Source organism: Acinetobacter entericus, from assembly GCF_026168575.1.
GTDB classification, from domain to species: Bacteria; Pseudomonadota; Gammaproteobacteria; order Pseudomonadales; family Moraxellaceae; genus Acinetobacter; species Acinetobacter bouvetii.
In genome coordinates this window covers 165,965-179,700 of the sequence record NZ_JAPEQW010000001.1, presented here as the reverse complement: position 1 = coordinate 179,700, position 13,736 = coordinate 165,965, and the positions used below count along the sequence as shown (strand labels likewise).

Below are 13,736 nucleotides of genomic sequence, written 5' to 3'. Positions count from 1 at the left end.
GCGGTCTACAGCGTATCTGATACTTTTACAAAATCAGTTAAAGTGCCGCCTGTAACGTTAACGTCTGCTGCATTAAAGTGGAATACTTTTTCACTGAAAGTGAATTTAACCAAGCCATTTTCATCTAAACCAATCATTACTGCCGGCGCGGTGCTGTCGATGCTTGGCACGCTGACATTATTCGCGCTGCTGCCTTTGCCTGCATTGCCGGCAAGGTCTCTGTAGCTGCCGTCGGTAACCGTGACCGTTACTGGCGCCGAAGCGCCCGTGCTGCCGTCCGCCGTTACATGGCCTGTCCAGCTGCCGTCCGCCTGCTGGCTTAAGCCGCTGACAGTTCCGCCCGACACTTGCACATCTGATGCGTCAAAGCCTTTTACCGCTTCGCTGAAGCTGATGCGGAGGCTGCCGTCCGCATCCAGCGTCATGGCCGAAACTGGTGCTGTGCTGTCGATGCTCGGAATCACTTGAACTGCTGTTGAGCCTTGGCCAGCATTGCCTGCAAGGTCAGTATAGCTATTGGCTGCAACTTCAACGGCAATGCTTCCCGCTGTGCCAGTAGTGCCATTGGCAGCGACTTTGCCTGTCCAAGTTCCATCAGCCTGTTCTGTTAAGCTGATCAATGTGCCGCCCGCCACTTTCACATCCGATGCATCAAAGCCTTTTACCGGTTCATGGAATAAAATGACAATATCGCCATCCGCGCTTAATTGAATAGATGATGACGGCGCTGTGACATCAATGCTTGGCACAGTTTGTGACTGTGCAGCGGCTTGACCTGGATTGCCCGCATGATCTGTATATCCACCTGTAGCAATACTAAGTTCAACTTTACCAGGTGTGCCTGTTGGATCATTTGACACAGCATGGCCTTTCCAAGAGCCGTCTGGCTGCTGTACTAAATCAAGCAATGTGCCGCCTGCAACTTTCACATCCGATGCGTCAAAGCCTTTTACCGGCTCGCTGAAGCTGATCGTCACCTCACCATCGAGCGCAATGCTGATGCTTGCTGCTGGTGCTGCAGTATCTACACTTGGAACCGCTGCATAAATAAATCCGCCTTTGCCGGCATTGCCTGCGAGATCTGTATAGCTGCCGTCCGCAATAGAGACAACAACACTGCCAGGCAGACCTGTATTTCCATGGGCTGTCACTTTACCTATCCAGCTGCCGTCCAATTGCTGGCTCAGGCCACTGACGGTACCGCCATCCATTTTGACATCAGAAGCATCAAAGCCTTTCACCGGCTCATTGAAGGTGATGGTTAAATGACCATTTTCATCTAAAGCTAAAGTTGGCGCAGGGGCTGTCGTATCCAGGCTAGGCACAACTGCAGAACCTGATGCAGCTTGCCCTAAATTGCCGGCCAAATCTGTATATGCCCCAGCTGAAATAGATATCCCGACTTGGGCTGAAGCGCCTGTAGTGCCATTTGCGGCAACATGGCCTGTCCAGCTGCCGTCTGGCTGCTCGGTTAAATCCAGCAGGTTCCCGCCCGCAACTTTAAGATCTGAAGGTTCAAAACTTTTGACCGGCTCACTGAAAACTACAGTGACCGCACCATCTGCAGCTATTGAAATAGATGCAAATGGTGCAATTGTGTCAAGACTTGGCACATCCACACTTGCGGAAACAGCACCTTTGCCTGCATTACCGGCAAAGTCAGTATAGCTGCCATCTGCAATTTTCACAGTTACGCTGCCTGATGCGCCCGTAGTGCCGTCTGCCGTTACGTGGCCTGTCCAGCTGCCGTTTGCCTGCTGAACCAAATGAGTTAATTTACCGCCTTGTACCGTGATACCTGATAGATCGAAACCTTTCACAGTTTCTCTGAATGAAATTGTCACGTCGCCATTTGGGCTAACCGTCAATACTGACGTTGGCGCTGCGGTATCAATTTGCGCTGATGCACTGACATCTGCTGTGACATTGCCTGCCTTATCTTTTGCATTGGCTGTGATCTGATAAGCGCCATCGGCCAGATTTGCGCTGACGGTATATTTCCATGTGCCGTCTGATGCAACTGCCGCTTTTCCTGTTTCAATGATGGTTCCAGCCGCATTCACCACTTTCACTGTCACGGCAGACGCCGGCTCATTGACCTTGCCTTTCACATCTGGAGTCGCATCATTGCTTAAACCAACATCTTGAATTTCAATAATTGGCGATTGAATATCCACAATAAATTCTTTGGCTGCCGGCTCACTTTGGTTGCCTGCCACATCTTTTGAAATGGCTTGAAGCATGTAATAGCCCTCTGCCAAATCATGCGATGGCGTATACGTCCACTTGCCAGTTGCTGTATCTAATTTTGCCAAGCCTGAATCCACCGTTTTGCCAGTGCCATCCTGCAAATAGATCATGACTTCAATACTCTTGGTTGATGAACCAGAGAAAGTCGGCTTGATTTGATTGGTCTGCGGCACAGTTGATGCAGTTGCGCTTGCAACACTCATCAGCATGCGGGATGCCGCTGCAGCAAATAAATCATTGATATCTACCGTCGGAGGCACAGTATCAATTTTTAAATTTGCATCTGCTGCAAAAGCGCTATTGCCCGCCGCATCAGTGGCAGTGGCAGTGGCCGCCACAGTATAAGCGCCGTCTGCAAGCGATGCTTTGGGCGTATATGTCCAGTTGCCGTTTCCATCCACTGCTTCATTGCCGGATTCTACGGTATTGCCGCCAGCATCTTTGATTTCCACTTTGACCGCTGCGCCTTTTTCAGCAGCGCCTTGAATAGCAGGAGTATCATCATTGGTAGGTTTAAGCGGATCAATTGAAACAGCCGGTTTCGTAGTATCGACCACTAAACCGCTGCCTGATGCTGCCGATTCATTGCCGGCAGAATCTTTAGCTTTTACTTCTACGCCATATGCGCCTTCAGGCAACGGATTCTTTGGCATATACGTCCAGTTGCCGTTAGCGTCTACAACACCTTTGCCGCCGTCAATCACATTGCCGTTTTGATCTTTGATGACGACGTCAATTTCAGACTTCGGTTCATTCGTTTGACCTAAAATCACCGGTTTACTGTTATTGGTTTCACCCAGATCATCAATACTGACCGCTGGAACTTTCGTATCTAGAGTGAAATCCAAAACATCCGATTTTGGCCCTTCTACGCCGTTCACTGTTTGTGTGACCGTAATTGAATGCGCGCCGTCCAGCAGTTCTTTGGAGACTTCAACACTCCATGTGCCGTCTGCTTTTGCTGTCGCCGAAGCAATCACTTGTCCAGCATCATAAACCTTAATTGCTGCACCTGGCTCTGCACCGCTGCCGGATACCACAGGGGTTTTATCATTGGATACATCACCTGATGCGAGCTTGCCGATCTTTGGCGCAGCATTATCCGCAACTTCAAAAACGGTGAGTTTTTTAGGCGCCGCCGCTGGCTGCCGCGCCAATCAGGCCGGCACCGCCTGCGCCAAGCGCCCAAGGCAAAATCACGCCCGTTAAGGAATCTTTATACAGCAACGGCTCAATTTCACTTAAGGGCTGATATTGAATGACATCCGCAATTGCGCCTGTTTCATCGGTAAATTTTGCCCAATACAAACTTCCGTCTTCACCCTCAAAAAACCAAGCTGTTGTCTGGATTGGCCATGCTGAAATAATTTTCAACAACAATGACTTGACCATTTTTTAAATTGATCATTGCGCTGTCGCCGCTGCGGGTAATCGAGGCAACATCTTCTTTGGGGATTTTAACAGCAACAACTGAATTTTCAGATAGGCTCACAGTATTGGAATCAACCTGATTCAACAGCGTGTGGCTTTCTTTCGCGATCACAGAAATTTGCGTCATAGCTAAACTATCTATTTCTTTTAATAAGGTCTTATTAAGTTCTAATTTTTTTAACGATTTGTTTTATTTAATAATTTATTTAAATACAAATCATTAGCAATATTTTTAATTGTGTGCTTTATATCACGCTTTTTTTATATTGCTAGCATTGCTTGAAAGCGGTCATTTTTTTACTTGCATCTTCATATTTTATTTTTCAAATTAGCAATAAATAACAAACACTTGTTTTTGCGATTCACTTCACGCTATTTTTTGTAACCATACGGGGTTTTTGCTTCCTTCTGCGCCTGCTGCATGGGCCAGCCCTATCTGCAGCACCAATTGAAGATAAAAAGCGGAATCCCTCTTCAGGAATTCCGCCTTTGCACAATGCTGGATTCTTGCGAATCCGCCATTTACCGCTTTAGAAGTTATCTGGATGTTCCAGTCTTTTCACTTCCTGCACCCGTTCAGGATTATGCACAGCCGCTACACCATCATCCGCTTTTTCATCAATTAAACTTTCCGGCTTATATACCGTAATATTTTCATTGCCAAACGCATCTTCCCCCACAATATACTGAAAACCTTTGCGGTTCATTTTATGGCACATGCGCTGATACCAGCCTTTAAAGCCTTGTGTTTCTTCATTTGGGTTGTGATAAAACGCATTCATCACCGCTGGCAAGCCTAAACCGCAGACAATGCCTGACAGCAATACCGCAATAAAAGTATAGCCAATTAAAATACTGCTGTATTCGCTCAGTTCAGGCACGTTGGCCACCGCTAAAATCAGCGCCAGCGAAATACCGCCGCGCACTCCGCCCCAGGACAAGATAGCTAAACTGCCGTTATAGCTTTTATGGCGGAAACTGGGGAAAAATGCGAATGACAGGTAGTTGGCCGCAAAACGTGAAGCATGCAGGATAAAAAACGCCACAATGCCGCCTAAAATCAGGCTGACACTGAGATCGAGAATGAACAGTTCCAAGCCAATCAAGGTAAACAGGAACGAATTGATAATGCCTTCTACCGTGTGCCAAAAATGATTTATTTCGCGGATTTCACGCGCTTCTAGAATTTCCTTCCAGCGGTTGCCGACAATCAGGCCGCCAATCACACAGGCAATAGGCGCAGAAGCATGCGCAAACAGCGCTACCAAATAAGAACCGCAGGCCAATAAAGCAGTGGTTAAAATCAATGATTCCATTTCATGCTTGCCGCGCAGCAGGCGCAGAATCGCTTGCCCAAATCCCCAGCCAATAATGACAGCCACTACAATTTCATACAGCAGCGTTTTCAGCACACCGAAAACGGTAACATGCGCGCCTTGCAGCACATTCATCAGCGTCATGAATAAGGCAATACACATGGCGTCATTAAACAGGGATTCGCCTTCCAGCTTCACGATCAAGTGATGCGGCGCGCGTACCGAACTCAGCACGCCTTTAATGCCAATCGGGTCAGTTGCGCCTAAAGCCGCACCCAGCAGCAGCAGCACCAGCAACTCTACAGGCTGGCCCACCAAGAACTGATAGCCGTACAAGGCCAAGCCAAAAAACGTTGCGCAAAGCACTAAAGCAATACTGGCTAAAATACTGATGGGTTTCCAATAACTGCGTAAATCAGAAACCTTAAACTTCAGCGCAGAAGAAGTCAGAATGAAACAAATGACACCATTAATCAAAAAGTCATAAAAATCAATATGTCGGACAGCTTCTTCAATATTATGGATATTAATGGTGATAAATTGATTACCATTCAGCAGGCTGGCGCCCCACTGTAAAATAAACACGAAAATCGCGGAGACCAGCGGTACGCCAATGGCTTGCGGAAAGTCTAAAATCCGCTTATTAAAAATCGTCGTTGCAATGGAGAGTGCAAAAATGACTGTGAAGACCTGTAAGAAAAAATAGTTTCCCATTCTGTATCCAATTCTGTGCTGCGCGCTATAGCGGGGAATCCACGCATTTATTCAAAGGATAAATGATCTAAAAAATATCATTTATATTTAAAATATTGTACTAAAAGTATAGGCCTCCACATGTATCAATTAAGTTTATTTCACAAATGCATGCATTGCGATAACATAGCGCTTCATGCAGAATTTTTATGCATCCGCTTTAACTTTATACTGTCTGTGCTTTTCTTATGCATCATACCATTAAGCTTATTTTCCGCATTTGCTTTGCCGCCGTTATTTTTATTGTGACAGCAGCCTTAATTTTGACCTGCCTGGCGAAAAGCAATGAAATTTTCCGGGCAGAACAAAATTTTGTGCAAGCAAAAAAAATACATGTGCAATCCACAGCCAAAGAGCAGCTGGTGCTGCTGTCCAATAATCAAAAACCGGATCAGGCTGCATATATTGCGATTGCGCAAAATGGCTATATCGCCAAAACCAGCTGCGCGCACTATCCTGAAATCTGCATTGATGACTATAACCAGCAGCAAACCCGTCAAATTCATGATGCCGATTTGATTCATGCGGGAAATTTTTATTATATTCAAAAGGTAAATTTCACTGACAGCCGAACCCAGCAGCGCCAGTCGCTCCAATACCCGAACTCGCAAATTCGGCAGTTTTATGCTGCTGATATTTCCAATCTGAAATATGTGGTTTTTGGCATAGGATTATTTGCCTTGGCCGCCCTGTATGTCAGCATCCGCATATTGCGCAATTTAAATAAATTCATTCATAAATAAGCTATTTAGCGCAGCCCTTCGCCAAAGCTAAAAAAAGAGGATATTTTTATCCTCTTTTGATCCGTTCATTTCAAAAATCAGCTTGAAGCCTTAAAAGTATCACAGCTGTCAATTTTTCCAGATTTAAGGCCCATCTCAAACCATTGCATGCGCTGCTGGCTGCTGCCGTGAGTAAAACTGTCTGGCACAACTTGCCCCGTTGCGCTTTTCTGCAAATAGTCATCGCCAATTTTATGCGCAGCATCAATCGCTTCTTCAACATCACCCTGCTCTAGGAACTGTGTGCGCTCCTGATTTTTATTGGCCCAAATGCCTGCAAAACAGTCTGCCTGCAGTTCTAAGCGTACAGACAGCTGATTGGCCTGAACCTTAGACGCTTGCGTCTGCGCTTTCTGCACCTGAGATGAAATGCCCAGCAAATTCTGCACATGGTGCCCAACTTCATGAGCCACCACATAGGCCTGAGCAAAATCCCCAGCCTGATCCTGACGCTGGAGTTCAGTCTGATTCTGTTCGCCGACAATGCCCATCTGTGTTCGCATATCTTTAAAGAATGCGGTATCAATATAGACTTTTTGATCCGTTGGGCAATAAAACGGGCCCATTGCCGACTGTGCTGTGCCGCAGCCCGAGTTGACTGCGCCATTGAACATCACCAATTTAGGCGCTGCATATTGCATATTCAGCTGCGTTTTAAAAATTTCAGACCAGGTATCTTCCGTGTCCGCCAAAACCGTTCCGACAAAATCCATGGCTTCCTGCTGTTCCGGCGTCGGATTGTCCAGCCCTTTTACTTCCGCTGAAGACGCCTGCTGGGTGGCCTGTTTCGTCGCTTGATATGCCTGCTGCGGATCTGCGCCAAAAAATTTCCACGCGACAAATGCAACCACTAAGCCCAAAATACTGATGCCGCCGGCTTTGGCTCCGCCGCCGCGGCGGTCTTCAACATTGCTGCTTACCCTTCGGCCTTTCCAGCGCATAGTGATCTTCCTTATTTTTTAAATTCTGCTGTCAATGTGTTTCTTCAGATGAGGCTTTATTGGATTTTGGCCAAATTTTCTGAATTAAGGCAACAATCAGCAGGACAATCAAACCGGCTGCAAAGCCAGTGACTAAATTAATCAAAGTTGGTGTTAAAGCGCCGACAATACTACCAACCGTAGGGATATGCTCTGCATAATCTACAGAACCTTCAATCAAATGATGCAGCTGCGGAACACCATGCGTAATGATGCCGCCGCCCACTAAAAACATGGCAATGGTGCCGACAATGGTCAGCAGCTTCATCAGCTTAGGTGCAAATGCAAGCAAACCGCGGCCAATGGCCTTTTTAAATTCAGAGGCTTGCTGTGTTAAATATAGCCCCAGATCATCAATTTTCACAATCATGGCCACAAAACCATAGACACCTACAGTCATCACAATTGCAATCACCGACAAGACCATTACTTTGCTGGTAAATGCCGCTGTCGCCACAGTCCCCAATGAAATCACCACAATTTCAGCAGATAAAATAAAATCCGTCCGTATGGCGCCTTTGACTTTTTCTTTTTCAAATGTCACCAGATCGGTTTCAATTTGCTGCATTTCCTGACTGGCGACATCTTCGGTTTGGGCTTTTTTATGCTGCAGGCTGTGCAGCACTTTTTCTACGCCTTCATAGCACAGAAATAAGCCGCCAATCATCAATAATGGAGTAATCAGCCACGGCGCAGCCACGCTGATCAGCAATGCGGCAGGCACTAAAATCAATTTATTGATAAATGATCCTTTCGCTACCGCCCAAACAACAGGCAGCTCACGCTCAGAGCGCACGCCGCTAACCTGCTGCGCATTCAACGCCAAATCATCTCCTAAAACGCCCGCCGTTTTTTTGGCGGCCATTTTACTCATTACAGCAACATCATCCAGCACTGTCGCAATATCATCTAAAAGCAATAAAAGGCTGCTGGCCATTGTTATTTTTCCTGGTCATTTTTCTGCAATTCTAATGTGTTTTAAAATTTTATATTGTATTTACTTGATTAAATCATGGATATTTTTCATCTGCGATTTATTGTGACTGACATATTAAAAAATAATGCCGTACAATGTTGCCATTCTTTGAGAAACCTAAGCAGCGCTGGCTGCTATTATGGAATAAATAATGAGCAATTTAGATAATCGTCCAGTGATTTTGACTGGCGACCGTCCAACTGGACAACTTCACCTTGGTCACTTTGTCGGTTCTTTACGTTCACGCGTAGGTTTACAGGATTCTCACCATCAGCACCTTCTGCTGGCTGATGCTCAAGCGCTGACAGATAATGCGGATAACTTTGAAAAAGTCCGCCGCAATATTATTGAAGTCGCAACGGACTATTTAGCCGTTGGCATTGATCCTGAAAAAACAACGATTTGCGTTCAATCTTGTTTGCCGGCGTTAAACGAATTGACCATGCTGTATTTGAACTTTGTGACTGTGTCACGCTTGGAACGCAACCCAACGATTAAATCTGAAATTCAAATGCGCGGCTTTGAGCGCGACATTCCAGCAGGTTTTTTATGCTATCCGGTGGCGCAAGCAGCGGATATTACTGCATTTAAAGCGACTGTCGTGCCTGTCGGTGAAGATCAGATTCCAATGATTGAACAGACCAATGAAATCGTGCGCCGCCTGAACCGCCAAATTGGCCATGATATTCTGCCTGAATGCAAAGCGCTTTTATCCAACGTAGGCCGCCTGCCCGGCTTTGACGGCAAAGCAAAAATGTCTAAGTCATTGGGCAACACCATTGTGCTGGATGCATCTGACAAGGACATCAAAAAAGCGGTAAATGCGATGTATACCGATCCAAATCACTTGCGCATTGAAGATCCAGGCCAAGTTGAAGGCAATGTGGTCTTTACCTATTTAGACGCCTTTGACACCAATAAAGAAGAGGTTGAAGAGCTGAAAGCGCACTACCGCCGCGGCGGATTGGGTGACGGCACGGTGAAAAAACGCCTTGAAGGCGTGCTGAAAGAATTGATTACGCCGATTCGTGAACGCCGCATGGAACTTGCCAAAGATCCGGATTACATCATGGATATCCTAAAAGCAGGCACAGACAAATGCCGTGACATCACACAGCAAACTTTAGATGAAGTGAAGTCCGGCTTGGGTGTGTTCCACTTCTAAATCGCTGCTCACCCGCATTCACGGTTTGTGAATAAAAAAGCCTTTCTTTACGAAAGGCTTTTTTATTTAGATATGCTGAAGCAATGATTACAAAACATAGAGATACAAGTCACAAAAATTATCATTTACTCACACTGATTAACACATACTAACCTAAATGCTAATGAAATGACTCATCGTTCATCTTAAAATGATCCCAAGTTTTAAGAAAACTTGAAGTCATACATTTCTCCTTTACCGGATCTGTGAAAGCAGATTCGTTGTTATACGCAATGAAAACCCCAATCATTGCGTATTTTTTTGCCTTAGATTCAGCGCTGCTCACGCTTACCGCAGCGATATCCAATACCTGATTTCTATAAATAGATAAAAATCACGCCAATAATAATCCCAGCTTAAGCCGGGATTATTGTTTTGCATCATTGCCGCATGTAAATTAGTAGCTGAACAGCCGCTTATCTAAAGGCAATTCAATCCCAACTGAAGCGCCGGCATCGTTGCCTTGCCGATCTGAATCACTTACCCAGCCATTCAGCTGCAATGGCAAATCTGGACGCAGATAATGTGTCCAGGTTAAATCCAAGGCTTTGATTTCATCTGCTGCCGGAAAAGCCGCATTGATTTTCCGCACATCCGGCCGGCTGTCGACACCTGACATTTTGGCAAACAGCACACGGCCATTGACACGGTTCATCGGATCGATGCGGATATTGCCGCCGACAGACACCATTTGACCGTCACCGCCCATGGCGTGGCCGAGCGGATAGCCGTGCTGATAATATCCGTCAGTATAAATATGATGGTTATAAGAAATACCGCGTGATTCGCCATTAGTACGAGTATCTGCCCATTCAGCATAAAGCTGATAAGGCATTTCGTTCAGTGCTGAAGAATAATCCGCACCCGCGAGATACATTTTCTTGGCTGGTAATCCGCCTGCCTCATCTTCACCGACATATTGACCATACAAACTGACAGGCACTTGCACTAATGGCTGCAGATTTAAACGGCCATCAAAACCAGCAATTTGATTTGACGGATTGTTTTCACCACGACAACCTTGCTCATTACATTCATTGTCTTTGCCAATAAATGCATTCCAATAAGCTTTAGCGCTGCCTGGCTGCCCTTCACCATCAATTTGGAAAGTACGTGAAGCGCCTAATTCCAAATATGGCAATGGTTGAGCCGTAATACGCAAACCAATCAAGTTCGCATCAGGCACAGCTTTATAATCATCTAAGCGCCCAGCAAATGCTTGGTACTGCCAAGGCCCAACCCAAGATAACCACTTCGTTTCAAATGCGTTCTGGTCTGCACGCTGTAAAGTCACACCATACACTGGGCGGCTGGCATCTCCGCGGATTAAGCTGCCGTCATGACCCGGTCCCCAATAGCTTGGTATTTGTCCAGCAATCAGCCATTGGTTCCATAATTTTCCAGCTAAATAAGAGCCTTCTAAATTTACATCCTGATCATTGTCTATTTGCGGATCTTTTTCTGCATTGGCGCGCAATTTAACATCCCAGTTTTCAGCACCTGCATTAAACTCTAATGCGCCTTGATATTGAGCCTTTTGATGATCGCCAAAATTCTGCGGAATATTTTTTTGATCAGACTCGGCGAACAGCTCAGCCTTGATCATTGCATTGTCCGCATTCAGCTTATTTTGCACGGCCTGCATCACTTTCTGCTGTGCCGCAGTATCCACTTGCGCCTGAGATAAAGCACGCGCAATTTCATCACCGCTCATTGGCCATGTTGAGGTGCTGATTTGAATCACACCCTGCTGATTCAGCCAGTTTAAATCTGAACGGAGCGCTTCATCATTCAGAACAATGCCTTGCGCCCAAGCAGACTGAACAGCCATAGCAAGAGCCAATGCGGATAAGACTTTTCTCTTCATGCGTTATATAAGATCACGATCATTCAATATAATTGTGTATTATTTTCATGATTTTTAACCTAAACATTGCATTTTAATTTATTTAATTACACAATAAATACAAAATAACACTAAAAATACAATAACTTAAAAATAATTTATTTCTCTATTTTTTTAGCAAATGGTTAAATTAAACCTAAAATCCCACTACTAAAAACAAAAAAAACCCGCACTTGGCGGGTTTTTTAGGGCTTAATATTTATACATTTTTATGGCGCATGTGCGGGAACAAAATCACATCACGGATACTCGGCGCATTCACAAACAGCATCACCAAACGGTCAATACCAATGCCTTCGCCTGCTGTAGGCGGCAAACCGTATTCCAGCGCTTCAATAAAGTCAGCATCATAATGCATCGCTTCATCATCGCCTGCATCTTTCTCTGCAACTTGCGCTTGGAAACGCTCTGCTTGATCGATTGGATCATTTAATTCCGAGAAGCCATTGGCCAGCTCACGGCCGCCAATAAAGAATTCAAAACGGTCCGTAATGTGCGGATTGTCATCATTACGGCGCGCCAATGGCGAAGTTTCCGCAGGATACTCCGTAATGAATGTCGGCTGGCGAAGCTGGGTTTCAACCGTTTCTTCAAATACAATCGTTTGAAGTTTACCCAAACCAAAGCCTGGTTTTACTTGCTCTTTCAATTCTTCTTTGATGAATTTTGCAAGGAATTCACGGTCAGCCACGTTTTCTGGCGTGAATGTTGGGTTGTGTTCAAGAATCGCATCAAACATTGAGATTTTCTTGTATGGGCCTTTGAAGCTATAGACTTCTTCGCCATACGGCACATCTGTAGAACCTAGAATGTCGATTGCCAGCTTCTCAAGCATGCTTTCAGTCAAAGCCATCAAGTCTTTGTAGTCTGCATACGCTTGGTAGAATTCAATCATGGTGAATTCCGGGTTATGACGAGTCGAAACACCTTCATTACGGAAGTTACGGTTAATTTCGAAAACACGCTCAAAACCGCCCACAACCAAACGCTTTAAATACAGTTCAGGTGCAATACGCAAGAATAGCGGCATATCCAAAGCATTGTGATGTGTTTCAAATGGACGTGCAGATGCGCCGCCTGGAATCACATGCATCATTGGCGTTTCAACTTCCATGAAACGTTCATTTGTTAAATAATTGCGAATCCCAGACACGACTTTTGCGCGGATTTCAAAAGTTTTACGTGTTTCTTCGTTCACGATTAAGTCTAAATAACGCTTACGGTATTTCACTTCGGTATCGGTCAAACCGTGGAATTTGTCTGGAAGCGGACGAAGTGATTTAGTCAATAACTCAAAATGCTCAATATGAACATAAAGATCGCCTTTACCTGAACGGCCAATGTAGCCTTGAACAGCGATAATATCGCCAAGGTCTAAACTTTTTACAGTTTCTAAAATTTCAGGCGCAAGTTCTTTACGCGGCACATACAGCTGAATGCGGCCGGTCATATCTTGGATCACGATGAATGAACCGCGGTTCAGCATCACACGGCCGGCTACTGAAACATGAACTGGTTCACCGGCTTCAATTTCTTCTTTTGTTTTTTCAGCGAATTGATCCTGCAAGTCCTGAGCATAATGCTCACGCTTGAATGTATTCGGCCAAGGGCTAACGCCAGTTTCCTTTGCGCGGTCCTGAATTTGCTTTAATTTGGCATGACGCTGTGCAATTAAATCGTTTTCGGAAATGTGTTGTTCAGAAGTCGATTGAGCGTTATTTTGCGTCATCTCTGCCTCGAATAGATTAAATAAAATTGGAAGTCGCATAGCATAGCAGAAATACATCAAAATTCGAAGGCAATCCAATCATTTCAATTGCAATTCTGCGCTTGCATTGCAGCCAGATTTCTGCAAATTCATTCCTCCCCCAAATTTTTTACCATTGCCTTGCAGCTGATTGATTTTTATTGCCAGCAAAGCCAGCAGCCGTTTCGCATGCTGGTCAAAATTCAAGAGAGCTTGATTGAATTTACAATATAAAAAATAAAACTTTATCCTTGAATTGCCGCCTCTTGAATCCTGCCTTAAGCCAACTCTAAGCCCTTAGTAGATTAGACCAAAATCTAAATTATTTATTTGCTCTCCCGCACTACAATATTAAGCAAGTTTTGTTGAAAAGTAACTTATTTTCAACCTT

The 13,736-nt window shown here is 45.1% G+C and carries 10 protein-coding genes; 2 read left to right on the top strand and 8 right to left on the bottom strand.

The genetic code is table 11. The features are described 5' to 3' along the window. Window positions 1-5: 5 nt before the first annotated feature. The 4 genes from OKC24_RS00890 to OKC24_RS00875 all read right to left on the bottom strand — a co-directional run bounded on the left by OKC24_RS00890 (window position 6) and on the right by OKC24_RS00875 (window position 5,711). Complete coding sequence (locus OKC24_RS00890) at window positions 6-3,407, bottom strand: Ig-like domain-containing protein (RefSeq protein WP_265464526.1); 3,402 nt, start codon at window positions 3,405-3,407, stop codon at window positions 6-8. Next, window positions 3,379-3,624: a BapA/Bap/LapF family prefix-like domain-containing protein gene (locus tag OKC24_RS00885; RefSeq protein ID WP_228257549.1), complete on the bottom strand. Its 246-nt coding sequence runs from the start codon at window positions 3,622-3,624 to the stop codon at window positions 3,379-3,381. Before OKC24_RS00885 ends, OKC24_RS00890 begins: the two co-directional genes overlap by 29 nt. Continuing rightward, entirely contained in the window at window positions 3,575-3,808 is a 234-nt protein-coding gene (locus OKC24_RS00880) for a BapA/Bap/LapF family prefix-like domain-containing protein (protein WP_228257550.1), read from the bottom strand. The genes OKC24_RS00885 and OKC24_RS00880 overlap by 50 nt, the downstream gene beginning before the upstream one ends. Before the next feature lie 403 nt (window positions 3,809-4,211). After that, window positions 4,212-5,711, bottom strand: a complete 1,500-nt coding sequence (locus tag OKC24_RS00875) for a cation:proton antiporter (protein WP_130144151.1) — start codon at window positions 5,709-5,711, stop codon at window positions 4,212-4,214. Between the two features lie 227 nt (window positions 5,712-5,938). Here OKC24_RS00875 and OKC24_RS00870 point away from each other — a divergent pair, with 227 nt between their 5' ends. Next, window positions 5,939-6,493, top strand: a complete 555-nt coding sequence (locus OKC24_RS00870) for a hypothetical protein (RefSeq protein WP_130144152.1) — start codon at window positions 5,939-5,941, stop codon at window positions 6,491-6,493. 77 nt (window positions 6,494-6,570) lie between these two features. On the opposite strand, the gene ypfJ is transcribed toward OKC24_RS00870, so the two are convergent. Both ypfJ and OKC24_RS00860 read right to left on the bottom strand, forming a co-directional pair. Then, the gene (ypfJ, locus tag OKC24_RS00865; RefSeq protein ID WP_131275995.1) at window positions 6,571-7,473 is read right to left on the bottom strand and encodes a KPN_02809 family neutral zinc metallopeptidase; all 903 of its coding nucleotides are present in this window, start codon (window positions 7,471-7,473) and stop codon (window positions 6,571-6,573) included. A 31-nt stretch (window positions 7,474-7,504) separates the two neighbouring features. Then, entirely contained in the window at window positions 7,505-8,449 is a 945-nt protein-coding gene (locus OKC24_RS00860; protein WP_130144154.1) for a DUF808 domain-containing protein, read from the bottom strand. 190 nt (window positions 8,450-8,639) lie between these two features. Here OKC24_RS00860 and trpS point away from each other — a divergent pair, with 190 nt between their 5' ends. Then, on the top strand, window positions 8,640-9,653 hold the full coding sequence (trpS, locus tag OKC24_RS00855) for a tryptophan--tRNA ligase (protein ID WP_130144155.1): 1,014 nt from the start codon (window positions 8,640-8,642) through the stop codon (window positions 9,651-9,653). Window positions 9,654-10,089: 436 nt separating this feature from the next. On the opposite strand, the gene OKC24_RS00850 is transcribed toward trpS, so the two are convergent. Both OKC24_RS00850 and lysS read right to left on the bottom strand, forming a co-directional pair. Next, entirely contained in the window at window positions 10,090-11,559 is a 1,470-nt protein-coding gene (locus tag OKC24_RS00850) for a capsule assembly Wzi family protein (RefSeq protein WP_130144156.1), read from the bottom strand. Between the two features lie 238 nt (window positions 11,560-11,797). Further along, entirely contained in the window at window positions 11,798-13,327 is a 1,530-nt protein-coding gene (lysS, locus tag OKC24_RS00845; protein ID WP_130144157.1) for a lysine--tRNA ligase, read from the bottom strand. Between the last annotated feature and the right edge of the window lie 409 nt (window positions 13,328-13,736).

Coding starts and splice junctions, on each gene's coding strand:
- OKC24_RS00875 (WP_130144151.1), bottom strand. CDS start 5,711: ATGGGAAACTATTTTTTCTTACAGGTCTTCACAGTCATTTTTGCACTC.
- OKC24_RS00860 (WP_130144154.1), bottom strand. CDS start 8,449: ATGGCCAGCAGCCTTTTATTGCTTTTAGATGATATTGCGACAGTGCTG.
- OKC24_RS00870 (WP_130144152.1), top strand. CDS start 5,939: ATGCATCATACCATTAAGCTTATTTTCCGCATTTGCTTTGCCGCCGTT.
- lysS (WP_130144157.1), bottom strand. CDS start 13,327: ATGACGCAAAATAACGCTCAATCGACTTCTGAACAACACATTTCCGAA.
- trpS (WP_130144155.1), top strand. CDS start 8,640: ATGAGCAATTTAGATAATCGTCCAGTGATTTTGACTGGCGACCGTCCA.
- ypfJ (WP_131275995.1), bottom strand. CDS start 7,473: ATGCGCTGGAAAGGCCGAAGGGTAAGCAGCAATGTTGAAGACCGCCGC.
- OKC24_RS00850 (WP_130144156.1), bottom strand. CDS start 11,559: ATGAAGAGAAAAGTCTTATCCGCATTGGCTCTTGCTATGGCTGTTCAG.
- OKC24_RS00880 (WP_228257550.1), bottom strand. CDS start 3,808: ATGACGCAAATTTCTGTGATCGCGAAAGAAAGCCACACGCTGTTGAAT.